Below are 22,318 nucleotides of genomic sequence, written 5' to 3'. Positions count from 1 at the left end.
GCTAGCTTCGGTTGCCGTACTCGACACGGTTCAGCACGGCCGACGCCGGATCGCCTGCCTGCACCGGGGGCTTGGTGTCCTGCTGCACCATCAGCGTGATCCCGAAGATGGCGGCCGCGCCAAGCAATAGGCCGACAACGATGCTTGCCGCAGCGGGCACCAGAAACCGGTCCATGCGGCCCAAACTAACACGCGGGTCCATGTCCGCAGATGAGCGCCCGTTCTGGCGCCCGTGCCGCGCCGTGACAGCATGACCCCATGGCCCTTCCCCGTCTACTGGGTGCGCTCGCGGCGCTGACCGGCTTGCTGGTGGCCTGCTCGTCCACCACCGAGAAGCCCGCCACCGAAGCCAACCCGTCGAACACCTCCATGGACCGGCCGCTGCCCGCCGCGCCGGTGCCGCCCGCCTGCGGTGACGTGCTCGCGGCGATGTCGACCCGCGACAAGCTGGCCCAGCTGCTGATGGTCGGTGTCACAGGGGCGGACGATGCCCGCGCCGTTGTCGACAACCAGCACGTCGGCGGCATCATGATCGGCAGCTGGACCGACCTGTCGATGATGGGCGCGCCGCTGGCCGACATCGCGGCGACCGCGAGCCCGCTGCCGCTCGCGGTCAGCGTCGACGAGGAGGGCGGCCGGGTGTCACGGCTGGCCACCCTGATCGGCAGCCAGCCGTCGCCGCGGGTGCTCGCTCAGACCATGACACCCGACGAGGTCCGCGGCATCGCGTTCCAGCGCGGTCAGGCCATGCGCGGCCTCGGCGTCACGATCGACTTCGCACCGGTCGTCGATGTCACAGAAGAATCCGACGACGAGGTGATCGGCGACCGCTCGTTCGGCTCGGATCCGGCGCAGGTCATCGAGTTCGCAGGCGCCTACGCCCAGGGGCTGCGCGACGCCGGTGTGCTGCCCGTGCTCAAGCACTTCCCCGGCCACGGCCACGCGTCGGGCGACTCCCACGAGGGGGGCGTCGTCACCCCTCCGCTGGACGAACTGAAGGCAGGCGACCTGATCCCGTACCAGACGTTGACCACCCAGGCGCCGGTCGCCGTCATGGTCGGCCACATGCAGGTGCCAGGCCTCACCGGCACCGACCCCGCCAGCCTCAGCCCCGCGGCCTACGGGCTGCTGCGCTCGGGCGGCTACGGCGGTCCAGGGTTCAACGGCCTGGTGTACAGCGACGACCTCTCCAGCATGGGCGCCATCAACCAGCGCTACAGCGTCTCCGACGCGGTGCTCAAGGCGCTGCAGGCCGGTGCCGACGTCGCGCTGTGGGTCACCACCGACGAGGTGCCTGCGGTGCTGGACAGGCTGGAGAAGGCGTTGGCGGCAGGAGAGCTGTCGCAGGGCCGCGTCGACGAGTCGGTGCTCAAGGTGGCAGCCCAGAAGGGCCCCAATCCGAAGTGCTGACGCGCCCGGGTTCAGCGGACGGTCTTCACCGTTTCCAATGACGGGTCCGCCGCGCTGATCGGATTGCCCGCGGTGCGGAGCGCGGACAGCAGCGCGATGACGTCCGCGCTGAATCGCTCGCCTGGCATCACCAGCGGGATGCCAGGCGGATAGGGCGTGATGGCCTCGGCGGCGATGCGTCCCGACGCCTGCGCCAGCGCAACCGTCTTGTCGGCGGCGAAGAACGCCTCGCGCGGCGTCAGCGCCGTCTCGGGTCGGACCGCGAGCACGTCTGCGGTCAGCCCGGCGGGTTGGTTCTCGTCGTTCCGCCCGACGTGCGCGGCGACTTCGGTGAAACCCGCGACCAGACGGTCCATGTCGCGGTCGGTGTTGCCGATCGTGGTGATGCACAACACATGCCCGGTGCCCGCCAGTTCTGGCTGCACACCGTGAATGCTGTTGAGCCGTCCCACGATCTCGCGCGCATCGGCGGCCAACCCGCTCGTGCCGATGAGAAGTTTGGTCTCGTCGAGTTGGTGCAGGCCGGTTCCCGCGCCCGCCAGGTCGTGCTGCCGCAGCACCCGCAGACCGTCGATGTCCTCCAGCCGGTCGGCCGTTCGCCTTGCCCGGTCCAGCGTCTGGTCCAGAAGTGCTCGGCCATCGAGCATCATCTGCCGCCTGGCGAGGTCGATCGACGTCATGATCGCGAAATGCGGGCTGGTGGTTTGGATCAGCTGCAGGGCCCTGCGAACCGAGGCGGGGTCTATCACGGCGGTGTCGACATGCAGCACAGCAGCCTGGCTCAGGCCGGAAAGGATCTTGTGCACCGACTGCACTGTCGCTGCGGCACCGGACGTCTCGCCACTTGCAGGCAGGTCGGGATGGAAGGCGAAATGTGGTGAATGCGCGCCGTCGACAAGGAGTTTGGCGTCGTTGCGGCGGCACATGCCGGCGAGCACACCGATGTCGCCGCATGTGCCGTAGTACGTCGGGTGCAGGATCCAGAGCGCTTTGGCGGCGCTGTTGGCGAAGGTGCTTTCGACGACGGCGGCGTCAAGCCCATGCGCGACACCGAATTCCGCGTCCCAGCGTGGCTCGAGCCAGACCGGGCGCGCACCGACCTGCACAAGCCCCGCCAACACGGACTTGTGCGCGTTCCGGGCGACCAGCACGGGCTCGTCGGGATGCAGTGCCGAAAAGGCCACCGCGATGTTCCCGCCCGTTGACCCCTGTACGACGATGAAGCTCTGCGGCACGCCCCACGCATCAGCGATCAGCCGCTCGGCGGCCAGTATCGGGCCCGCAGGGCTGTGCAGGTTGTCGGTGTCGGGGAGATTGTTCAGGTCGATCGCCGCGATGTTGTCGCGGAACCACGGGTCCAGGGTCCGGCCGCCCTTGTGCCCGGGGCTGTAGAACGGAGCCTGGTCCCGCTCGACGAAGTGTTTCAGCGCGTCGAAAAGCGGTGCAGCGGAGTGCATCAGAGTGCGTACACGCGGGCGGCGTTGTGTGCACCGATCATTTCGACGATCGCGATCGCATCCTGCTCGCCACAGTCGCCGCCACGCACCCACTCCCCGAGGACCAGGCCCATAGCGCGCCGCCACAGCACCGCCCCCAATAGATGGAGCTCAGGCGGTCCGAACGCGTCCGAGCTGTACAGCTGCTTGGCGAACGGCGCGGTGTCGAGCGCCTCGGCGACCAGACCGATTGATCGGGCACCGAGATAGTTGATGGCAAGGCCCACATCGAAATTCACGTGATCGAACGCCTGCGCCAGGTAACCGGCCTGACGGTGGAACGGGTAGCAGTGCAGCAGTAGCACCGGGACGGGTGTCATGGTGCGCAGCAGCGGCAGCAGCAGCAGCGGGTCGGTGCGGTTCAGATCGAGGTCCCGGTCCCCGAAGCCGACGTGTACCTGCACCGGCAGCCCGTGGTCGGCGGCCTCGTGCACGCCGAAGGCGATCAGAACCGGGCTGTCGACACGTAAGTCGCTGCCCTGGGCGGCAAGTGAGCGGGCGTGCTCGACGACCGCGACGTCGGTCGGACGCGACCAGTCGATGTCGAAATTCGTGCGGTAGGCGGCGATGGTCTTGGTGCCGACGATGTCCGACGAGTTCACCGCACCCTGCAGGGCACTCCGGAACGCCGCGGGGAAGTCGTCGGGATCCGTCCCGGCCTCGAGTAGATCCTCGGTGAGTCGTTCCAGCCGCAGGATCTCCGACGTCGGCCTGCCGCTGAGCTCGGCGAGCTGATCGGTGGTGGTGAGCAGGTCACCCTTGAAGCCGGTGTCCACGACCCAGCGGGCTACGCCGGCCCGGGTCAGCATCGCTGCGGTCAGCTCGTCGGGCCCGAGCTCGCTGCGGCGGGCCCAGTAGTCGTCGGCGGGCGCGTGCGCCTGCAACCCCAAAACGGGGGCGCACCAACGTCGGATGGCGAGGCCGAGGGGGGAGTCGAACATCGTCATGAAATCTGGAACGGGGTCGGTCGACCCCTCGTTGATCGACGCCTCGAAACCGGCCCGGTCTACCGGTTTGTTGAACGCGCCGTGGACGTGATGGTCGACAAGGGCGATGTCGCGCAGCCGGTCGGCCAGTGCATCGGGCACCCGATGCTCGACCCCGCTGAAGACGTCGGGCGCATCACCAACCGGCATACCGCGCGACCTCCTCCGCATCGACCTTCCCTGCGGCGACGTCGGCGATGGCGTCTCCGAGAATGACGGCCGCTCGTGCCGCCTCGTCCTCGGTCAGCACCAGCGGCGGCGTGATCTCCAGGACGTTGCCGCCGACGTAGAAGACCACCGCACCCAACTCCCAGGCACGGTAGACGACCTGCGCGGCGAACCGCGGATCGCGGTCACCGGTCTGCGGGTCGACCAGTTCAAGCCCGATCGCCAGGCCGCGGCCGCGCACCTCGCCGATGCGGTCCGCGCCCGGCGACCCGGCCAGCCCTCGTAGCGCGTCCTGAAGGGCCGCACCGACTTTCGCCGCGTGCTCGGCAAGCCGGTCGGCGACGATCGTGGCCAGAACCGCCCGGCCTGCCGCCGTACACACCGGATTGCCCGCGGTGGTCAGCAGCGCCGCGGCGGGCGGTTCGTCGAGAATCTCCGCAGGGCCGACCGCAGCCGACAGCGGAAGGCCGCCTCCGAGCACCTTGCCGAATGTCACGATCTCGGGCACCACGCCGTCGTGCTCGAACGCGTGCATGGTGCCCGGCCTGCCCAGGCCCATCTTGACCTCGTCGCAGATCATCGGCACGCCGTGGGCACGGCAGCGTTCGTGCAGTTGCCCGAGGAAGCCGTCCGGCGGAACCACAAGCCCGCCGTCGGACAGAATCGGCTCGACGATCAGGCAGGCGATGGCGCCGGTCGCGAAGTGCTTCTCGGCGAGGTCGAGGCACTCGGCGACGTCCGCGTCGATGCCGCCGCCCGTGGGCCGGAAGGGGTTGGGGTAGGGGAGGAAGACGACGTCGGGATCCGGCGCCGCCCCGGCGTCGACGTGCACGCCCGAGACGCCCATGGCAACGCCGACGCCGCCGTGATAGCTGTGTTCGAACGCGACTACCGTTCGCTTGCCCGTCGCGTGCCTGCACGCCCGCAGGGCGACATCGTTGGCGTCAGATCCCGCGTGGCCCAGATAAACTCGTCGCTCGCCGCTTCCCGGCACAAGCGCGAGCAGGTCTTCGGCGAGGCCGACGGAATCGGGATGCACCGCCGAAAGGCCGCCTGCGCCGGGCGCCGTGCGCACCGCCCTGCTGACGGCCTCGGCGACCGCCGGATGCCCGTGCCCGAGCCCGCAGGCCGTCCAGGTGGCCGACAGATCGAGCAGTTCGCGGCCGTCGGGGGTGACCAGAGTCGAGCCGTGCCCGGACACCACCTCGAGCGGGAAGAACCGCAGCTTCTCGATGCCCGCGATCGACGCTTCGTCCCGCTCGTAGAGCGTGCTCACGACTTCAAGTTCAATTCGGCCGAAAGCGATTCGCCGACGCGCTTGGCAATACCCGAGGCCGCCAGCGCGATGACCAACCCGACGATGCACCAGTAGAGACCGAGCAGCGGTGCGGCGGACCATGTTTCGGCGTCCTTGACGTTGAACCACAGCACCACCACGATCACCAGCGCACCCAGCAACGGCAGCACCAGGCCGAGCGCCTTGCCCTTGCCGCCGTGCACGTCGAGGAACTTCGGGGAGCCGACGAACCACGCCGCTGCGACCTCGACCAACAGGTAGCACACCATCAGGCACACCGAACCGGCGACTGCGAACAGGAAATAGGTGTTGATCGCGTCGTTGCCCGTGCCCATGTCCGGCCAGCCGACAGCGGCACAGATGAGGTTGACCACCAACGCGACGACCACGACCAGCCAGGTGGCGCTGCGCGGGCCGCCGGTGGCGGCGTGAATGTGCGCCAAGGCCTTCGGGCCGAAGCCGTCGCGGGCGAATGCGTAGAGCATCCGGCCCGAGGTCGCCGATGTCGCCAGGTGGCAGCCGAACGCGGACACGATCGCGGTGAAAATGACGACGAGGCCGAACCACTGTCCTACGTAGGTAGTACCCAAGTCGCCCAACGTGTTTCCCGAACTCTGGAAGGCGTCGAGCCCCGCCTGATCGGTGCCGAAACCGTTCACCTGGGCGAACATCACGACGACGAACAGCACGCCGGTCAGCAGCAGCGTGCCCGCCAGCGCCCGCGGGATATTGCGGCCGGGATTGTCGGTCTCCTCGCCCATCGACGCGCACGCCTCGAAGCCCGCCCAGGACAGAAACGCTGCGACGACGCCCGCGAGCACCGCCGACGGCGCGACGCCACCGGAGAGCGAGAACACCGAGAAGTCGATGCCCGTCGACGGAGCGCCGCCCTTCCCCAGGATCACGACGACGAGCACGATCATGGCCAGAATGCCGATGCCCTCGATGGCGAGCAGGACCTTGGCCAGCAGCCTGATATCGCGGCCGGACAGCAGGAACGAGATCACCGCCGCGATCACGACGATCAGCACCCACGGCGCCTGGCGCGGGTTTTCACTGTCGGGTTGCAGCCCGGCGATGAACGCGTTGGTGAACGCCGCGGTCAACGCGAGGGTGCCGATGGAGAAGGCCCAGTACGCGCCCAACATCGCGAAACCGGCGAAGAACCCCGCCCTCGGCCCGATGGTGCCGCCGACCAATCCGTATGAGGATCCGGCGTGATTGAGATGCCGGGTGAGCCGGACGAAGCTGTAGCCGACCAGCGACACGCCAACCAGGCCGATCAGGAACACCAACGGGATCGACTTCCCGACGGTGCCGATCAGGCCCTGACCGTTTCCCGACATCGCCAGGGTCGGCCCGACGAGGGCCACCGAAAGCGCCAGCGCCACCCAGAACGGCAGCTGTCGACGGGGGATCTGGTCGACGTCGTCCGAGGGGACTGCCGGTGTGTTCGTAGCCATCGATCTCTCCTTCGTGCGCGAGGGTTTTGGTCAGCAGCTCCAGGCCAGCCGCAGGGCTTTGGTGGTTTCGGCCGGTGGCCGGTCGCCGAATGTGGTGATCTCGTAGCGGCGAACCGCAACCAGACCCTCGATGACCGCCGGGGTCAGCAGGTCCGCTGCGACCGGCGAGGTCTCGAGGGCCTTGATCACCGTCTGCTGGTCGGTATGCAGCATCGGCGGTGGCTGCGCGGCCTTGGCCGGGTCCTTCGGCACCTCGGCGGGCAGCTCGAGTCCCTGTTCGATGCCTCGCAGTGCGCTGCCGAGGAACGACACCGCGGCGAGGTAGGGGTTGGCGCTGGGATCGACAAGCTTGAGCTCGACGTTGGCGCCGTGCGGGGTGCCCGGCGTGGCCGCGACGAATCGCACTGCGGCTTCGCGGTTTTCCAGACCCCAGCACTGCGCGGCGCCCGCCCAGTTGCCCGGTTTCAGCCTTGCGGCCGACAGCACGCAGCCCGCGTAGACGCCGAGAAGGTCGGGCAGCGTCTGCAACACCCCCGCGATCGCGGACTCGCCCGCCTTGCGCATGCCGTAAGGGCCGTCGCCGCCGGAGAACAGCGGCCCCTCGTCGTCGGACAGCGACATGTGCAGATGCGCGCCGTTGCCCGCCTCGCCCTCGAAGGGCACCGGCGAGAACGAGATTCGCATGCCGTGCCTGGCGGCGGCACGGCCGATCACGATGCGCGCCGCGGCAACGGTGTCGACCGCGGCGACGGGAGTGTTCGGAGCGATGGATACCTCGAGCTGATCGTGGCCGTACTCGGTGTGGATCTGCTCGACGGGTAGCCCGGCGCGGTCGGCGGCCGCGGCGAGGTCGACGAGGAACGCCGCGCGGTCCAGCGACGTGCGCACACCGTAGGGTGACCACGGATCGGCCGACGCGTGGCCTGCCTCTGCCGACAGCATCGTGCACTCCAGCTCTACGCCGACCCTGGCGGTCAAACCCTTTGCGTGCAAGGCCGATTCGACACCGGCAAGCAGCGACCGGGTGCACAGTGCGGCGGGGGCGCCGCCCTGATCGGTGAGGTCGCCCGGCGCCCAGGCGATACCGTCGTCGATCAGTCGAAGGTCGGCGGGATCGATGCGGATCCGCAGGTCGCCGTCGACGCCGATGTTCGGGGTGAACGCGATGCCGCTGTCGACGCAGAAGACACTCCACGAGGGCGAGACGCCCATGCCTGCGCGCTGGAAGGCGTCGAGTCGGCGCAGCGGCACGTACTTCGCGCGCGTCACGCCTGCCAGGTCGGTTATCGAACCCGCTACGAGTGCGACGCCCTCGGCATGCAGCCCCTCGACATCGTTGGGTAGCGGCATTGAACCTCCTCGGACATCAACGAGTGTGCGAGCCGTATATGTCACAAATGTTTCATGATCTCTAAGATCTGCGCTAGAGGATCGATTCATAAAATTTTGGTCCGTTCGAAGGGGTGTCGCTATGTGCCGACTCTTGGGTGTCGTGTCCGCCACCCCCATTTCCGTGGCGCAGGCCGTCGGTGAGCGCGTGCTGAACGACTTCGTGGCCCTGACGAAGATCCACGGCGACGGGTGGGGCATCGCCCGCGTCCGACTGCCCGGTCACGACCCGACGATCGAGGTGTCGGCGGGCAGCGCGCTCGACGACCCGCACTTCGTGAGCGCCACCCATGACCGGCGGTCGGCGGCGAGCCTGGTCCACCTGCGCTGGGCGACCACCGGGATCGCCGTCCGGCCGGAGAACTCACACCCGTTCCTCGCCGAGCGAATTACCATGGCGCACAATGGTTCCGTCAAGCCGATCCGAGAGCTCGAACAGCTGATCACATCCGAAACCGCCGCGACGCTTCGCGGCACCACCGACAGCGAGCGCTATTTCGGCCTGATCCGCCAGCACCGCGCCTCGTCGCCAAGCCTGGCCGAAGCAGTCCGGCGGGCGGTGTCGCAGCTGCGCGAGATCTTTCCCGACGCCAGCCTCAACTCGCTCATCCTCGGCGAAAACCAGCTGATCGCCGTGCACGCACACGCCCGCAGCCGGCTGCCCGACGAGGACATCGCGGAGATCACGGCCGCCGACCTCCCCGCCGAACACCTCGAGGACTACTTCGGAATGCGCTGGGCACGTCCCGACGAGGACAGGGTGGTTGTCGCCTCGACGGGCTTCGGCGACCTCGACTGGCGACCGCTCGAGCCGGAGACCGTCACGTCGATCTCGATGTATGACCTGTCGATGGCGACGTTGCCGCTGATGACCCCCTCGACACCGTGACCGCAGAGACCGTCGCGGCGCGGACGAGTTCGGCCTTGCCGACGTTGAGCAAGGCCGAACGCAGGGTCGGCCGGACCCTTCTCGCCGACTATCCGAGCGCAGGGCTGGCCAGCGCCGCCCGGCTGGCCGAACGCGCCGAGGTCAGCCCACCGACGGTGCTCCGGTTCGCGCAGTCGCTTGGCTATGACGGGTTCACCGATCTGCAGGTCGCATTGCGTGCCGAGCTGTCGGCCCGGTCGAACGGCCCGATCACCCGGCTGCCCGATGCCCCACCCGCCGGAGGTCTTCTCGACCGGTTGCTGCAGCAGGCGCGGGCCCAGAACCAGCGAGCCGTCGACACGCTGGCGGCGCTGCCGACATCGGCGCTCGACGCCGCGGTCGCGCTGCTGTCGGACACCGGACGGGCCCTGTATCTGCACGGCGGACGCTTCTCGCATCTACTGGCCATGCACCTCGCCGCACATCTCGAACAGCTGCGGCCGGGGGTGCGGTTGCTCGCCGATCCGGACGGCAGCGACATGGGTGCGATGCTCGAACTGACGCGCGCCGACGTCGTCGTGCTGTTCGATTACCACCGCTATCAGCGAAGCGCCGCGGACCTCGCGCTGCGGGTGCACCGCGCCGGGGCGACGGTCCTGCTCATCACCGACGACCTGGCGTGTCCGGTCGCACCCGACGCGGAGGTGGTGCTCGCGGCGTCAAGCACCGTCGGGACCACGTATCAGAGCATGGCCGCGGGCTTCCTGCTCACCGAATTGTTGATCCCACTGGTGATGGACGCACTCGGCGAACCTGCGCGCACGCGGATGGCGCTGTGGGAGGAGCAGCGCCGCACCGAGCTTCTGCCCTGACCAGCTATTCTCGAGTAATGGCAGGTGGCACCAAACGACTTCCACGTGCCGTTCGTGAGCAGCAGATGCTGGACGCCGCAGTGCAGATGTTCTCCGTCAACGGCTATCACGAGACGTCGATGGACGCCATCGCCGCGCAGGCCCAGATCTCCAAGCCGATGCTCTACCTCTATTACGGCTCCAAGGAGGAGCTCTTCGGCGCGTGCCTGGACCGCGAACTGAGCCGGTTCGTCGAAACGGTGCGGGCCGAGATCGACTTCAAGCAGAGCCCGAAGGACCTGTTGCGCAACGCCGTTCTGTCGTTCCTGAACTACATCGATGCCAACCGTGCCTCGTGGATGGTGCTGTACACCCAGGCGACCAGTTCGCAGGCATTCGCACACACGGTGCGCGAGGGTCGCGAGCGGATCATCGACCTGGTGGCGCGGCTGCTGGCATCGGGCACCCGACACCCCGAACCCGATGCCGATTTCAACATGATGGCCGTCGCCCTCGTGGGTGCGGGCGAGGCGGTGGCCCACCGGGTCAGCACCGGCGACGCCGATGTGGACGAGGCCGCTGCGCTGATGATCAACCTGTTCTGGCGGGGACTGAAAGGCACGCCGTCAGACAAGGACGGTCAGCAGGTGCAACCGCACGCTTCGTAGCTGCTCCACAGCGAACAAGCGGCTTGGGCGGCGGCTGACATGCCGCCCATGTTTTCGAGGGCCGCGTCGGATATGTCCCTCGTGAAGACGTCGTCCTTGATTGCGGTGCCCATGGCTAAGCTCCCTTCGGTTTCTTGACCATCAAAAGTCTCCGCAGATCCTGACGGATCAGTTAATTTTCTAGCAGTATGAGCAGGGCAGCCACCGCCGGTGGTTGAATAATCTGTGGATTCTCTGTGAATTAGCCGGGTCATTGCGCAGCTAAGGTGCAACGCCTTGCTCGATTGGTTCGGGGGAGCGCGTGGAGCCAGGCGACGAGCGCATCGTGAACCGCGCTGCGACGATCGACGAGCTGCTCTCCGCAGCCGGTCCAGCATCGCCGGAGCAGCTGCGCGCCACCGATCTCGCCGAACGCCGCTACGAGGCCTGGTGCCGGGCGGCGGCCGGCTCCGACACGGCATTGTTCAAGCGGCGGCTGGACCGCGACGGGCTGTCGCGTCAGGATGTCCTGGCCAGGCTCGCGGCCGTCTATACCGGTTCCCCGGCGTGGATCGAGGACGCCAGCTGGGTCGCCGCGGCCCTCGAACGACCCGAAAAGGGCACAGTCGAGCCTGGCTCGACTGTGCCCTTCGAGCACTTGTTGACGCCGGTGATCGACGCCGCGGCCGCCCGCCTCTGGGACGGGCTCACGCCCGCGGCGCGAGACAACCTGAGCGAAAGCTCTGTAGGTGATTTGCGGGATGCTCTGATGTCCGACCTGTCAGAGCTGTCGGCACCGGCGATCTACGATCTCTTCGCAGAAGCGCGCGGCCGAGGTACCGGCTACCTCGAATTCGTCGCGGACATGAAGACCGCGGGATTCCGACGGCTCTTCGAGGCGAAACCCGTCCTGTTGCGGTTGATGAGTTCGCTCACCCGGCAATGGATTGACTCGTCACACGAGTTCGTCACGCGGTTGGCGGCCGACATCGAGGCCATCCGGCGTGAGCTGCTCGGCACTGATTCAGTGTCGCGGGTGGCGGCGATCGAGGGCCGGCTGTCGGATCGGCACAATTTCGGCCGCTCCGTGAGGATCCTCGAGTTCGAGACCGGTGAGCGCGTGGTCTACAAGCCGAAAGACCTGAGCGTCGACGCCGTCTGGGCGGCGCTGGTCGGCAGGCTCAACGCATCCACCCCGCCGATCGATCTGCGCGCTGTGCAGGTACTTGCCCGGGAAGGCTACGGCTGGACGGAATTCATCGAGCACACGAAATGCACATGCGCACAAGACTTTGCGCTGTTCTTCTTCAGAGCTGGTGCCTGGCTGGCACTGTTCCACGTATTCGTTGCGGTCGACATGCATCAGGAGAACATACTGGCTGCCGGATCACATCCCGTGCCCATCGATCTGGAGATGATTCTGCAGGCTGCCGATGCACGCGTCTACGGCGATCTCACCAACGACACCGGGCAGGCGTACGCAGCCGCCATGGAGACGGTGGTCAACTCCGTCCTCACTATCGGCTTGCTGCCTGCCTACGGAAGGCACTCGACCAGCAAGGTTTTCGTGATCGGCGGTGTCAACTCCAATTCGTCGTCCCGGGTGACGGTGCGCTGGACCGACGTCAACACCGACTCGATGAGTCCGGTGAAGGTGACCGACACCGTCGCCACGGTGTCCAACCTGCCCTATTTCGACGGGCAGCGCGGCAGCCTCGGCGACCACATCGACGATCTGATGTCGGGTTTCGCTGAATATGCACGCTTCCTGCGACAGAAAACTGTCACCGCCCTCTTCGGCGACTTCACCGGGCTGCAGATCCGGACGGTCATTCGCCCGACGCGGTTCTACGGTTTCCTGCTCAATCGCTTGCGGGATCGCCACATGATGGATGATGGCGCCGTCTGGTCAGCGCAGGCGGACTTCGTTGCGAGGCTGGCTGATTGGGAGATCGATTCCGACCCGATGTGGCCCCTGTTGCGAGAGGAGCGAGCCGCGCTCGTCGATTTGAACGTTCCGCATTTCACCACCGACACCGGCCCGGGTATCCACCGCGCAACCGGGCGGCTGGGTGAACTCGACGATCGTGAGATCGAATGGCAACTCGAGGTGATTCGACAGAACACCGATCTACTCCGGCATCGGCCACCCCAACCGCTCATGGTCCGCACCGCAGGCACTGCGTCTGTCGAGGCCGTGTTCACCGCGGAGGCCGGCGCCATTGCGGCGGCTCTGGCCTCGCATGCGGTCCGGCGGGGCCGAAGCGCGGCGTGGATCGGCCTCGACTGGCTTGGCGACTCCGAAATCTCCCAGCTCGTCGTGCTTGGCCCGGATCTTTACAACGGAAGCTGCGGCATCGGTGTGTTTCTTGCCGCCTACGGTGCCGTTACCGGCGATGCCGAGGCCAAGGAGTTGGCGCGCTCGGCCGTGGCGGGTTTGCGTCGGCAAATGCGTGGTCGCAACCCGGCGCGTATCGCGCGGTCATTGGGGATCGGCGGAGGCCTCGGTCTCGGATCGATCGTTTATGCCCTTGCGGTGATCGCCGCCCTGGTCGATGACGAAGCCGTGCTCGACGATGCCCACGCCGCGGCGGCGCTGATCACTGAGGAAGTGATCGCCGACGACCACCACCTGGACGTCCTCAGCGGAAGTGCAGGTGCGATTCTTGGTCTCCTTCGGCTGTATCGACAGAGCGGCCGCGAGGACGCGCTCGAACTCGCCGAGAAGTGCGGGCGCCGGTTGACGGGCCATCAGCGGGCCGGGCAGCCCGGGGCCCGCACCTGGACGAGCCCCGTCTTCGGCCACCCGCTCAACGGTATGTCGCACGGAGCGGCGGGATTTGCGTACAGCCTGGCATCGTTGTCGTCGGCGACTGGAACTCAGGAGTTCGCACATGAGGCGACGGAATGTATCGCGTTCGAGAACTCCACGTTCGACACCGCCCATCGCGGATGGGCGGATCTTCGAGGCATAGCCGACTCGGCCTGGCCGTGCAAATGGTGTTACGGATCTGCTGGCATCGGGTTGGCGCGCATCGCCATGACGAAACACGCGGGTGAACCCCTCGAGTTGCGCGCACACGACATTGGCCGTGCCCTCGACGGTGTTGCGGATGCATGGCCTGCGACGACCGACACACTGTGCTGCGGAACGCTGGGCAGCATCGAATTCCTCACCGAGGCCGGCGACGTGTTGGACCGCGGCGAACTGCGCGAGCTGGCCATCGAGCGTCTGCAGACCGTCGTCGAAACACGCCGTGCCACTGGCGATTATCGGTGGAGCGGTGGGACCAGCCGATTCAACCTCGGCCTATTCCGCGGTATCGCAGGGGTGGGTTACACGTTGTTGCGGGCGGTCAATCCGTCGTTGCCCAACGTCCTGGTGTGGGAGTAGGTGATGAAGCCAACGCGTCGCGAGGCGGGCTCCTACGTCTGGCGCAGCGCCACAATGCTCGGCGAGGTCAAGGGTGCAGTCGCTGCGTCGATCGCCCTCGGCCTCGCGGTTTCGGCGCTGCCGTTCGTGGCAAACGCGGCATTCGGCCCTGTAATGCAGTCTGTTGCCGATGCGGGCATGCAGGGAAATCTGGCAGGTGTTTGGGGTCTGGAAGGGTCGTTGCTGAGCCGCCGCGACGAGGCCGGGGGCGGCGCGCTGGGCTGGCTGGCCACTCCCATGCCGTTCGGTACGCTGCTGATCGTCTGGGCAGTCGCGTTGCTGTCGGCGCAGCTGCTCGGCCTCGTCAAGTCCTGGATCGACGCTCGTGTCGACTGGCGGATGCTAACGGTCATCCGCCAGCGCGTTCACGATCACATTCAGACGCTTTCGCTGGACTTCTTCACCGGTTCCCGTGTCGGCGCACTGATGCAGCGGGTGCAGTTGGAGGCCGCAGGTGTTCAGCGGTTGCTGACCGTGTGTTTGATCCCGCCGTCGGTCGACGCCATCGTCTTGGTCGTGGCGCTGGCGTACCTCATCGCACTGTCATGGCAGATGACCATTGTGGCGCTGGTGCTTTCGCCTTTCGCTTTCATCGCCCTCCGAATCACCGGCAGAGGAGTCCAGTCAGCCACGCAGCGGATGATGATGGCGCACCGCTTGCTGGGCGGCGAGTTGGAAGAGACGGTCAGCGGCATATCGGAGGTGCAGGTCTTCAACGCTGAACGACGACGCAGCGTTCGGTTTCGAACCGTGTCCGAGGCGGCCGCGAAAGGCATTGCGATGGTGTTGGTCTGGACCAACACCGGCACGACCAGCGTTCAAGTCCTTGTCGCGTTGAACACGGTGCTGGTCTTGCTTGTCGGTATCGCATACTCCGCCAGCTTCGGCTTGACGTTCGCAGGCCTGGTGGTATTCGTCGGGTTCGTTCCGACGATGTTCGCCGCTGTGCAGCGGATCGTCGCGGCCTATACCGCCTACAGGTCGGTGTATCCCAACGTGGTCGCCACCTACGAGCTGCTCGATACGAAACCCACCGTGCACGACTCTCCGGATGCGCTGCCACTGAACAATGTTCACGGCAACATCGTCTTCGAGAATGTCACATTCAGCTATTCGTCTGAACAGACGGTTCTCGACGGGCTGTCCTTCTCGATCGGAGCAGGCGAGACGGTCGCGTTGGTTGGGCCGATAGGGTGCGGCAAGACCACAGTATTCAACTTGTTGCTGCGATTCCTAGAACCGCAATGCGGCCGGATCATCCTCGACGGTCACGACATCAGTGGCGTCACCATCAGGTCTCTTCGTGAGCAGGTCTCAAAGCTGGCCCAGTTTCCATACTTCGCCAAAGACACCATCCGCGAGAATGTGCGGATGGCGCGGCCGGATGCCAGCGACGCAGACGTCGAGAAAGCGTGCGTGCTGGCCCAAGTGCATGACTTCATCGTTGATCCCACAAAGATTCCCCGCGGTTACGACACCATCGTCGACGTGCAGGTGCCCTCTGGGGGGCAGAAGCGGTTGATCGCGCTGGCGCGCTGTCTACTGCGCAAGCCGCAGGTTCTGCTCCTCGACGAGCCGACCGAGAACCTCGACGCGGATCAGCGCACGCGGTTGACGCGGGTCATCCGTGACTACGCCCGCACCCGGACCTGCATCGTGATCAGCCACGACATGGACTTCGTCACGGCCGTTTCCGACCGAATATTCGTGCTGGCCGACGGCCGCGCCGCAGAGCAAGGCGCCCAATGACGATCGTCGTCAGACCGCCCTGCCTTCCACCAGGCTGATCGGCGCCGCGGTCGGCACCACGCGGGTCAACCGAAAACCGGCCTGCTCGTAGAGCTTCCCGTATTCGTCGGCCGTTCGTTCCCGGGCGGCGACTTGCACGAGCATCTCCATGTCGGCCCACTTGCCGATGAACGCGCGGTCGTGCTCCGGGATCACGAACTCGACCAACAGCAGAGTGTCACCGGGCTTCGCCGCGTCCCGGACGTTCTTCAGGATCGTCAGGGACTCGGCGTCGGGCCAGTCATGGATGACGTTCTTCATCACGTACGCGTCGCCGCCCTCAGGTACGGCGTCGAGGAAGGACCCGCCCTCGACCTGCACCCGGTCGGCAACCCCGTATCTGCGCAGCAGCTCCGGTGCCCCCTCGACGACCTGAGGAAGGTCGTAGAGGACACCGCGGGCGCCGGGAGTCGCCGCGAGAATCGCCGAAAGCAGCCGCCCGTGCCCGCCGCCGACGTCGACGATGGTCACGAACGGGGAGAAGTCATAGGCGGCGATAACCGGTTCGACGGCGAACTCCGATACGCTCGTCATCGCATCGTTGAAGATCGCGGCGAACTCAGGTTGCGTTTCGAGCCATTCCCACGAGCCCATGCCGCGCAGTTTGGGTGGATACGCCTCCCCGGTCCTTACGGCGTCGACCAACCCGCTCCAGTGTTCGCGGTACTGCGGATGGCCCACCATCCGCGCCATGCCTGCCATCGACATCGGCGCGTCGGAGCGCAGCGTCTCACCGAGCGCATTGAGCGCGAAACGGTTGCCTTTGCGGGTGAAGATGCCCTCGCTGATCAGCGCCCGCATCAACCTGGCGAGCGCATCGGGGTCAGCGCCGACACGCCGGGCGAGTTCGTCGGCGGTCAGCGGTCCGTCGGCAAGCGCGTCGGCGACCTTGAGGTCGGCGGCAACGGCGATGCCCTGCGCGCGCCAGGCCCCAATGATCATCTCCAGCATCGTCGCCGCGGGCGGTGCGGTACGGCGATGGACGCTGCCGATGACGTGGCGGGCACGTTCCATGGCGCGGACGAGTCTGGGGGGCGGCATCTTCTGCGCGGTCACGGCTCGACTCTAGGACAGCGCCCCGAGGGTTACTCCATTCTGTATGCATGACGACACGGGGACTGGTGTGGCGAAGTTTGGGCATGCTGCGCGCGGTGCGCGGCCTCATCGTCGTCTCGCTTCTCCTCGGTGTGGTGGCGTCGGCGCTGCCATACGTGTCGGCTGCGTCTTTCGGGCCGTTGGCACAGGTGGTCGCCGACGCAGGCCAGAGCGGAAACCTCGGCAGCGTGTGGGGAATGCGGGGCCCGCTGGTGGCCCGCGAGAACGGCCTGCTCGCCTCGTTGGCAGGCCCTGTCCCGTTCGCGGTGCTCTTGGCGACATGGGCGGGCTCGTTGGTGCTGACTCAATTCATGTACTTCGTCGACGCCTGGGTCGGTGCGAAGGTCGACCGGGTGCTGCTGGTCGATATCCGCCAACGCGTCCATGACCACGTCCAGTCGATGTCGCTGGATTTCTTCACCAGTTCACGCACCGGCGAGTTGATCCAACGGGTCACCGTCGAACCCGCCGCCGTGCAACGCCTTCTGACGAGCTGCCTGCTCCCGCCGTTGATCGATATCGTCGTCTTGATGGTGGCGGTCGGCTATCTGTTGGCACTGTCCTGGCAGATGACTGTCGCCGCGCTGGCACTCACTCCGCTGGCCCTGCTGACACTGAAATACGCTGGCCGCGGCGTCCAGACGGCGATGCGGCGGGTGATGGGAGCCGACCGTGCGATGGCCGCTGAGCTCGAACAGACGGTGAGTGGGATCGCCGAGATTCAGATGTTCAATGCTGCGCCCATGCGCAGCAAGCGGTTTCGCGCAATCTCCGATGACGCTGCGCGAAGCGATGCGAGCTCCGTGGTGTGGATGCAGGCGACCGCGAACGGATCTCAGGTGTTCGTCGCGCTCAGCACCGTCGTGGTGTTGCTGGTCGGTATCGGCTTCAGTTCGAGCTTCGGGCTGACGTTCGCGGGCCTGATCGTTTTCACCGGGATGGTTCCGACGATGTTCGGTGCGGCGCAGCGGGTGATGGGCGCCTACACCACCTACAAGTCGGTGGCGCCGAACGCGGCATCGACCTATGAACTTCTCGATACCCGTCCAACGGTTACAGAGCCGGCGGTCGCGGTGCCGCTGGGCGACGTGCACGGCAATCTCGCCCTCGATGGTGTCACGTTCGGCTATACGGAGGACCAGACCATCCTCGACGGGTTGTCGTTCACGATCGCCGAGGGCGAGACGGTCGCCCTGGTCGGCGGTACCGGATCGGGAAAGTCGACGGTGTTCAACCTGGTGCTGCGGTTCCTGGATCCGCGGCAGGGCCGAATTCTGCTCGACGGACACGACATTGCGGGCGTCACCATCGCGTCGCTGCGTGACCAGGTCTCCAAGCTCGCGCAGTTCCCGTTCTTCGTCAAAGACACGATCCGGGAGAACATCCGGTTGGCCAAGCCGGACGCCACCGACGCCGAGATCGAAGAGGCCTGCGAGAGCGCCCACGTGCACTCGATCATCGCCGACCCGGCGAAACTGCGCGACGGCTACGACACCGTGGTCGACGTGCAGGTGCCCTCAGGCGGACAGAAGCGACTCATCGCGCTCGCACGCTGCCTGCTGCGTCAACCCGAGGTGCTGCTGCTCGACGAACCGACCGAGAACCTCGACGCCGACCAACGGGCGCGGCTGACCGGCGTGATCCGGGGTTATGCGCGGGACCGCACCTGCATCGTCATCAGTCACGACATGGATTTCATTGCCGCGGTTGCCGATCGGATTCTGGTTCTCGAGGACGGTCGTATCGCCCAGACGGGCGACCATGACGCGCTGATGGCCGAGGGCGGCCTCTACAAGAGGCTCTACCTGGCGCAGAACGCCCGCTAGAGCGCCTCGACCGTGCCCTTCAAGTGAGGCTCGCCCTTCTTGAGGTCGCGAAGGTTCAACTCCCAACCGTCGGCGATCCGGTTGACGTACAGGCCCGCGCTCGCCGGCAGCACCACCGGCTTGGCGAAGCGTACCGAGTACTTCACCGCATCCGGCAGCTGGCCTTCGATGTTGGCCAACACCGCCGCGGCGCTGAACATCCCGTGCGCGATGACGGTGGGGAAGCCGAACAGCTTGGCCGCGACTGGGTTGGTGTGGATCGGGTTGTGATCACCGCCGACCGAGGCGTAGTGGCGGATCTGCCCTGGCGTGATGCGCAGCACGGCATTCGGCGGACCGGGTTTGCGCTGCTTCTCCTGCGGCGGCTTGGGCTCATCCGACAGGCTCGTCTTCTGCTGGTGCAGAAACGTCGTCACCTGATGCCACGCGGTGTCGTTGCCGACCTTGATGTCGGTCACGATGTCGACCAGCAGACCCTTGCGATGCTCGCGAAGGTTCTCCGCATGCACCGCAACGCCGACCGTATCCGTTACCGCGATCGGACGGTACTGCGTGATGTGGTTCTCGATGTGCACCGAACCCATTGCGGCGAAAGGGAAATCGAAGCCGGTCACCAACGCCATCACGGTTGGGAACGTCAACGCGAACGGGTATGTCAGCGGTACGGCGTCACCGAATCGCAGCCCGGTGACATTCGCGTACGCGGCGACGTTGGCCGGTTCGATCGCAAGCTCGTCGACGGTGAGCGTGCGGTCGGGAAGCGAATCGCCGCGCGGGACGAACGGCAGCGCTCCCGCCGCGGCGCGCAGCAGGTTTCTCAGGCCAGACGGCTGTGTCACGGTGTAAGCCTAGGCTCCTAGCCAGGCCTGGCCGCAGACCCGGATCGTGTTGCCGGTGACGGCGATCGAGGCGGGGCTGGCGAAGTAGGCGATGGCCTCGGCGACGTCGACGGGCTTGCCGCCCTGGTACAGCGAGTTCAGCCGGCGGCCGACCTCGCGGGTGGCCAGCGGAATGGCCTCGGTCATCTTGGTCTCGATGAAGCCGGGCGCGACGGCGTTGATCGTGACGCCCTTCTCGGCCAGCTTGGGGGCCAGCGCATCGGTGAGACCGATCATGCCCGCCTTTGTGGCGGCGTAGTTCGTCTGGCCGCGGTTGCCCGCGATGCCCGCCATCGACGAAAGACCGATCACCCGGCCGTTCTCGGCGAGGGTGCCGTTGTCGAACAGTCCCTCGGTAAGTTGCAGCGGGGCAAGGAGATTCACGGCGACCACGGAGTCCCACCGCGACTCATCCATGTTGGCAAGCAGCTTGTCTCGGGTGATGCCCGCGTTGTTGACCAGGATGTCGAGCCTGCCGTCGTAGTGCTCCCGGACATGCTCGCTGATGCGATCGACAGCGTCGGCCGCTGTCACATCGAGCGTCAGCGCGGTGCCTCCCACCTTGGTCGCGGTGATGCCGAGCGGTTCGCTGGCGCCGTCGACGTCGACGCAGATCACCTTGGCGCCGTCACGCGCGAAGACCTCGGCGATGGTGGCTCCGATGCCGCGCGCTGCGCCGGTCACCACCGCGATTCTCCCGTCCAACGGCCGATCCCAGTCGGCGGGCGGCGACGCGTCGGCCGCACCCACGCGGAACACCTGGCCGTCGACGTAGGCCGACTTGCCGGACAGGATGAATCGCAGCGTCGACTCCAGCCCGGTCGCGGCCGGCTTAGCGTCGGGGGAGAGGTACACCAACGACACGGTGGCGCCGCGCCGCATCTCCTTGGCAAGCGAGCGGGTGAAGCCCTCCAGTGCCCGCTGCGCGATCTGTTCGTGCGGGCTGCCCGCCTCTTCCGGTGTCGTGCCGACGACCACGATCCGGCCCGACGGCCCGATGTTGCGCAACAGCGGCGTGAAGAACTCGTAGAGCCCCTTCAACCCGGCGGGCTCGGTGATGCCGGTGGCGTCGAAGACCAGCCCGCCGAAGGAGTCGGCCCAGCGGCCGCCCAGGTTGTTGGACACCACGTCGTAGTCCTCGGCCAGCGCGCTGCGCAGCGGTTCGACGACCCGGCCGTCACCACCGATGAGCAGGGAACCCGCCAGCGGCGGCTCGCCGGCGCGGTAACGGCGCAGCGTCTCGGGCTGTGGGATGCCGAGCTGCTTGGCGACGAAGTTTCCGGGCGCCGAGTGAACGAGTTGCGAGTACAGGTCGGTAGCCATGGGGACGAACTTACTCCAGAGTAAGAAGGGTGGTTACTATGGGTGCATGGCTAGTGATACCCACCGGCGGGTCGCAATCCTCGGCGGTAACCGGATTCCCTTCGCACGCTCCGACGGCGCTTACGCCAACGCCTCCAACCAGGACATGTTCACCGCGGCGCTCGGCGGACTGATCGACCGCTTCGATCTGGCAGGCGAGAAGCTCGGCGCCGTGATCGGCGGCGCGGTGCTCAAGCACAGCCGCGACTTCAACCTGATGCGGGAGTGCGTGCTCGGCAGCTCGCTGTCGTCCTACACGCCCGCCTTCGACATCCAACAGGCGTGCGGGACCGGCCTGCAGGCCACTATCGCGGCGGCCGACGGCATCGCCGCAGGCCGGTATGAGGCGGCGGCGGCGGGCGGGGTCGACACCGCCTCCGACGCGCCGATCGCGTTCGGTGACGACCTGCGCCGGGTGCTGCTCGGGCTGCGCCGGTCGAAGTCCAACGTCGACCGGCTCAAGTTGGTCGGCAAGCTGCCCGCGGCGCTCGGCGTGGAGATTCCGGTCAATAGCGAGCCGCGCACCGGCATGTCGATGGGTGAGCACGCCGCGGTGACCGCCAAGGAGATGGGTATCAAGCGTGTCGATCAGGACGAGTTGGCGGCGGCCAGCCACCAGAACATGGCGGCCGCCTACGACCGGGGCTTCTTCGACGATCTGGTCACCCCGTTCCTCGGGGTGTACCGGGACAACAACCTGCGCGCCGATTCTTCTGCGGAGAAGCTGGCCAAGCTCAGGCCGGTGTTCGGGGTGAAAGCGGGCGACGCGACGATGACGGCGGGCAACTCGACCCCGCTGACCGACGGCGCGTCGGTGTCGCTGCTGGCCACCGATGAGTGGGCCGAGGCGCACGGACACCCGGTGCTGGCCTATTACGTCGACGGTGAAACCGCTGCCGTGGACTACGTGAACGGCAAGGACGGTCTGCTGATGGCCCCGACGTACGCGGTGCCGCGTCTGCTGGCCCGAAACGGCCTGAGCCTGCAGGACTTCGACTTCTACGAGATCCACGAGGCGTTCGCCTCGGTGGTGCTGGCGACGCTGGCGGCCTGGGAGTCCGAGGAGTACTGCAAGGAACGGCTCGGCTTGGACAAGGCACTGGGCAGCATCGATAAATCCAAACTGAACGTCAACGGTTCGTCGCTGGCGGCGGGCCACCCGTTCGCCGCGACCGGAGGCCGGATCGTCGCGCAATTGGCCAAGCAGCTCGCCGAGAAAAAGCAGCAGACGGGCAAGCCGGTACGCGGACTGATCTCGATCTGCGCGGCAGGCGGGCAGGGCGTCGCGGCCATTCTCGAGGCCTGACCAGCCGGTTGCAGCGGCGTGTAACGCGTCTGCGGCGGCGGTCGATACACGGGAT

17 protein-coding genes are annotated in these 22,318 nt (G+C 66.8%); 8 read left to right on the top strand and 9 right to left on the bottom strand.

What is annotated here, in order from left to right; genetic code table 11:
- Position 1 precedes the first annotated feature (1 nt).
- On the bottom strand, positions 2–175 hold the full coding sequence (locus D6M19_RS22335) for a DUF2613 domain-containing protein (RefSeq protein ID WP_123027441.1): 174 nt from the start codon (positions 173–175) through the stop codon (positions 2–4).
- Positions 176–258: 83 nt separating this feature from the next.
- Here D6M19_RS22335 and D6M19_RS22330 point away from each other — a divergent pair, with 83 nt between their 5' ends.
- Positions 259–1,410 carry a glycoside hydrolase family 3 N-terminal domain-containing protein gene (locus D6M19_RS22330; protein ID WP_123027440.1) on the top strand — a complete coding sequence of 384 codons (1,152 nt, stop codon included), beginning with the start codon at positions 259–261 and terminating at the stop codon, positions 1,408–1,410.
- A gap of 11 nt (positions 1,411–1,421) precedes the next feature.
- Here D6M19_RS22330 and D6M19_RS22325 read toward each other — a convergent pair whose 3' ends face one another.
- Genes D6M19_RS22325 through D6M19_RS22305 form a run of 5 tightly spaced genes read right to left on the bottom strand, consistent with a single transcriptional unit; the run spans position 1,422 to position 8,170 of the window.
- Complete coding sequence (locus tag D6M19_RS22325; RefSeq protein ID WP_123027439.1) at positions 1,422–2,867, bottom strand: aminotransferase class I/II-fold pyridoxal phosphate-dependent enzyme; 1,446 nt, start codon at positions 2,865–2,867, stop codon at positions 1,422–1,424.
- Entirely contained in the window at positions 2,867–4,042 is a 1,176-nt protein-coding gene (locus D6M19_RS22320) for an amidohydrolase family protein (protein ID WP_123027438.1), read from the bottom strand. Before D6M19_RS22320 ends, D6M19_RS22325 begins: the two co-directional genes overlap by 1 nt.
- Complete coding sequence (locus tag D6M19_RS22315; protein WP_123027437.1) at positions 4,029–5,336, bottom strand: aspartate aminotransferase family protein; 1,308 nt, start codon at positions 5,334–5,336, stop codon at positions 4,029–4,031. The genes D6M19_RS22320 and D6M19_RS22315 overlap by 14 nt, the downstream gene beginning before the upstream one ends.
- Complete coding sequence (locus D6M19_RS22310; RefSeq protein WP_123027436.1) at positions 5,333–6,820, bottom strand: APC family permease; 1,488 nt, start codon at positions 6,818–6,820, stop codon at positions 5,333–5,335. Before D6M19_RS22310 ends, D6M19_RS22315 begins: the two co-directional genes overlap by 4 nt.
- 30 nt (positions 6,821–6,850) lie before the next feature.
- Positions 6,851–8,170, bottom strand: coding sequence for a type I glutamate--ammonia ligase (locus D6M19_RS22305; protein WP_123027435.1), 1,320 nt, complete (start codon positions 8,168–8,170; stop codon positions 6,851–6,853).
- A gap of 121 nt (positions 8,171–8,291) precedes the next feature.
- On the opposite strand from D6M19_RS22305, the gene D6M19_RS22300 reads away from it, so the two are divergent.
- The 5 genes from D6M19_RS22300 to D6M19_RS22280 all read left to right on the top strand — a co-directional run bounded on the left by D6M19_RS22300 (position 8,292) and on the right by D6M19_RS22280 (position 15,757).
- A complete protein-coding gene (locus tag D6M19_RS22300) occupies positions 8,292–9,098 on the top strand; it encodes a class II glutamine amidotransferase (RefSeq protein WP_123027434.1) in 807 nt (268 codons plus the stop codon).
- Complete coding sequence (locus D6M19_RS22295; protein ID WP_123027433.1) at positions 9,095–9,949, top strand: MurR/RpiR family transcriptional regulator; 855 nt, start codon at positions 9,095–9,097, stop codon at positions 9,947–9,949. The genes D6M19_RS22300 and D6M19_RS22295 overlap by 4 nt, the downstream gene beginning before the upstream one ends.
- 17 nt (positions 9,950–9,966) lie before the next feature.
- Positions 9,967–10,596 carry a TetR/AcrR family transcriptional regulator gene (locus D6M19_RS22290; protein WP_123027432.1) on the top strand — a complete coding sequence of 210 codons (630 nt, stop codon included), beginning with the start codon at positions 9,967–9,969 and terminating at the stop codon, positions 10,594–10,596.
- Between the two features lie 301 nt (positions 10,597–10,897).
- Positions 10,898–13,969, top strand: coding sequence for a type 2 lanthipeptide synthetase LanM family protein (locus D6M19_RS22285; protein WP_206428596.1), 3,072 nt, complete (start codon positions 10,898–10,900; stop codon positions 13,967–13,969).
- 3 nt (positions 13,970–13,972) lie between these two features.
- On the top strand, positions 13,973–15,757 hold the full coding sequence (locus D6M19_RS22280) for an ABC transporter ATP-binding protein (protein WP_123027468.1): 1,785 nt from the start codon (positions 13,973–13,975) through the stop codon (positions 15,755–15,757).
- Positions 15,758–15,766: 9 nt separating this feature from the next.
- On the opposite strand, the gene D6M19_RS22275 is transcribed toward D6M19_RS22280, so the two are convergent.
- Entirely contained in the window at positions 15,767–16,837 is a 1,071-nt protein-coding gene (locus D6M19_RS22275) for a methyltransferase (protein ID WP_123027467.1), read from the bottom strand.
- A 62-nt stretch (positions 16,838–16,899) separates the two neighbouring features.
- Here D6M19_RS22275 and D6M19_RS22270 point away from each other — a divergent pair, with 62 nt between their 5' ends.
- Positions 16,900–18,717, top strand: a complete 1,818-nt coding sequence (locus tag D6M19_RS22270; protein WP_123027430.1) for an ABC transporter ATP-binding protein — start codon at positions 16,900–16,902, stop codon at positions 18,715–18,717.
- Here D6M19_RS22270 and D6M19_RS22265 read toward each other — a convergent pair.
- Together D6M19_RS22265 and D6M19_RS22260 are read right to left on the bottom strand one after the other, a co-directional pair.
- A complete protein-coding gene (locus D6M19_RS22265; protein ID WP_123027429.1) occupies positions 18,714–19,556 on the bottom strand; it encodes a MaoC/PaaZ C-terminal domain-containing protein in 843 nt (280 codons plus the stop codon). The genes D6M19_RS22270 and D6M19_RS22265 overlap by 4 nt on opposite strands.
- Before the next feature lie 9 nt (positions 19,557–19,565).
- Positions 19,566–20,918 (bottom strand): 3-oxoacyl-ACP reductase, encoded by a 1,353-nt coding sequence (locus D6M19_RS22260; protein ID WP_123027428.1) that lies wholly within the window; start codon positions 20,916–20,918, stop codon positions 19,566–19,568.
- Between the two features lie 46 nt (positions 20,919–20,964).
- Between D6M19_RS22260 and D6M19_RS22255 the strand changes: the two genes are divergently transcribed.
- On the top strand, positions 20,965–22,263 hold the full coding sequence (locus D6M19_RS22255) for an acetyl-CoA C-acetyltransferase (protein ID WP_123027427.1): 1,299 nt from the start codon (positions 20,965–20,967) through the stop codon (positions 22,261–22,263).
- Positions 22,264–22,318: the final 55 nt, after the last annotated feature.

The sequence above is a fragment of the Mycolicibacterium stellerae genome, assembly GCF_003719305.1.
Lineage (GTDB): Bacteria > Actinomycetota > Actinomycetes > Mycobacteriales > Mycobacteriaceae > Mycobacterium > Mycobacterium stellerae.
The sequence above is the reverse complement of the archived record's forward strand: the minus strand, read 5'-3'. Positions and strand labels throughout refer to the sequence as shown.

Excerpts from the sequence above, each read along its gene's own strand:
- D6M19_RS22305 (WP_123027435.1), bottom strand. The coding sequence starts at position 8,170 with ATGCCGCTACCCAACGATGTCGAGGGGCTGCATGCCGAGGGCGTCGCA.
- D6M19_RS22330 (WP_123027440.1), top strand. The coding sequence starts at position 259 with ATGGCCCTTCCCCGTCTACTGGGTGCGCTCGCGGCGCTGACCGGCTTG.
- D6M19_RS22310 (WP_123027436.1), bottom strand. The coding sequence starts at position 6,820 with ATGGCTACGAACACACCGGCAGTCCCCTCGGACGACGTCGACCAGATC.
- D6M19_RS22280 (WP_123027468.1), top strand. The coding sequence starts at position 13,973 with ATGAAGCCAACGCGTCGCGAGGCGGGCTCCTACGTCTGGCGCAGCGCC.
- D6M19_RS22325 (WP_123027439.1), bottom strand. The coding sequence starts at position 2,867 with ATGCACTCCGCTGCACCGCTTTTCGACGCGCTGAAACACTTCGTCGAG.
- D6M19_RS22320 (WP_123027438.1), bottom strand. The coding sequence starts at position 4,042 with ATGCCGGTTGGTGATGCGCCCGACGTCTTCAGCGGGGTCGAGCATCGG.
- D6M19_RS22290 (WP_123027432.1), top strand. The coding sequence starts at position 9,967 with ATGGCAGGTGGCACCAAACGACTTCCACGTGCCGTTCGTGAGCAGCAG.
- D6M19_RS22260 (WP_123027428.1), bottom strand. The coding sequence starts at position 20,918 with ATGGCTACCGACCTGTACTCGCAACTCGTTCACTCGGCGCCCGGAAAC.
- D6M19_RS22300 (WP_123027434.1), top strand. The coding sequence starts at position 8,292 with ATGTGCCGACTCTTGGGTGTCGTGTCCGCCACCCCCATTTCCGTGGCG.
- D6M19_RS22270 (WP_123027430.1), top strand. The coding sequence starts at position 16,900 with ATGACGACACGGGGACTGGTGTGGCGAAGTTTGGGCATGCTGCGCGCG.
- D6M19_RS22255 (WP_123027427.1), top strand. The coding sequence starts at position 20,965 with ATGGCTAGTGATACCCACCGGCGGGTCGCAATCCTCGGCGGTAACCGG.
- D6M19_RS22335 (WP_123027441.1), bottom strand. The coding sequence starts at position 175 with ATGGACCGGTTTCTGGTGCCCGCTGCGGCAAGCATCGTTGTCGGCCTA.
- D6M19_RS22275 (WP_123027467.1), bottom strand. The coding sequence starts at position 16,837 with ATGCCGCCCCCCAGACTCGTCCGCGCCATGGAACGTGCCCGCCACGTC.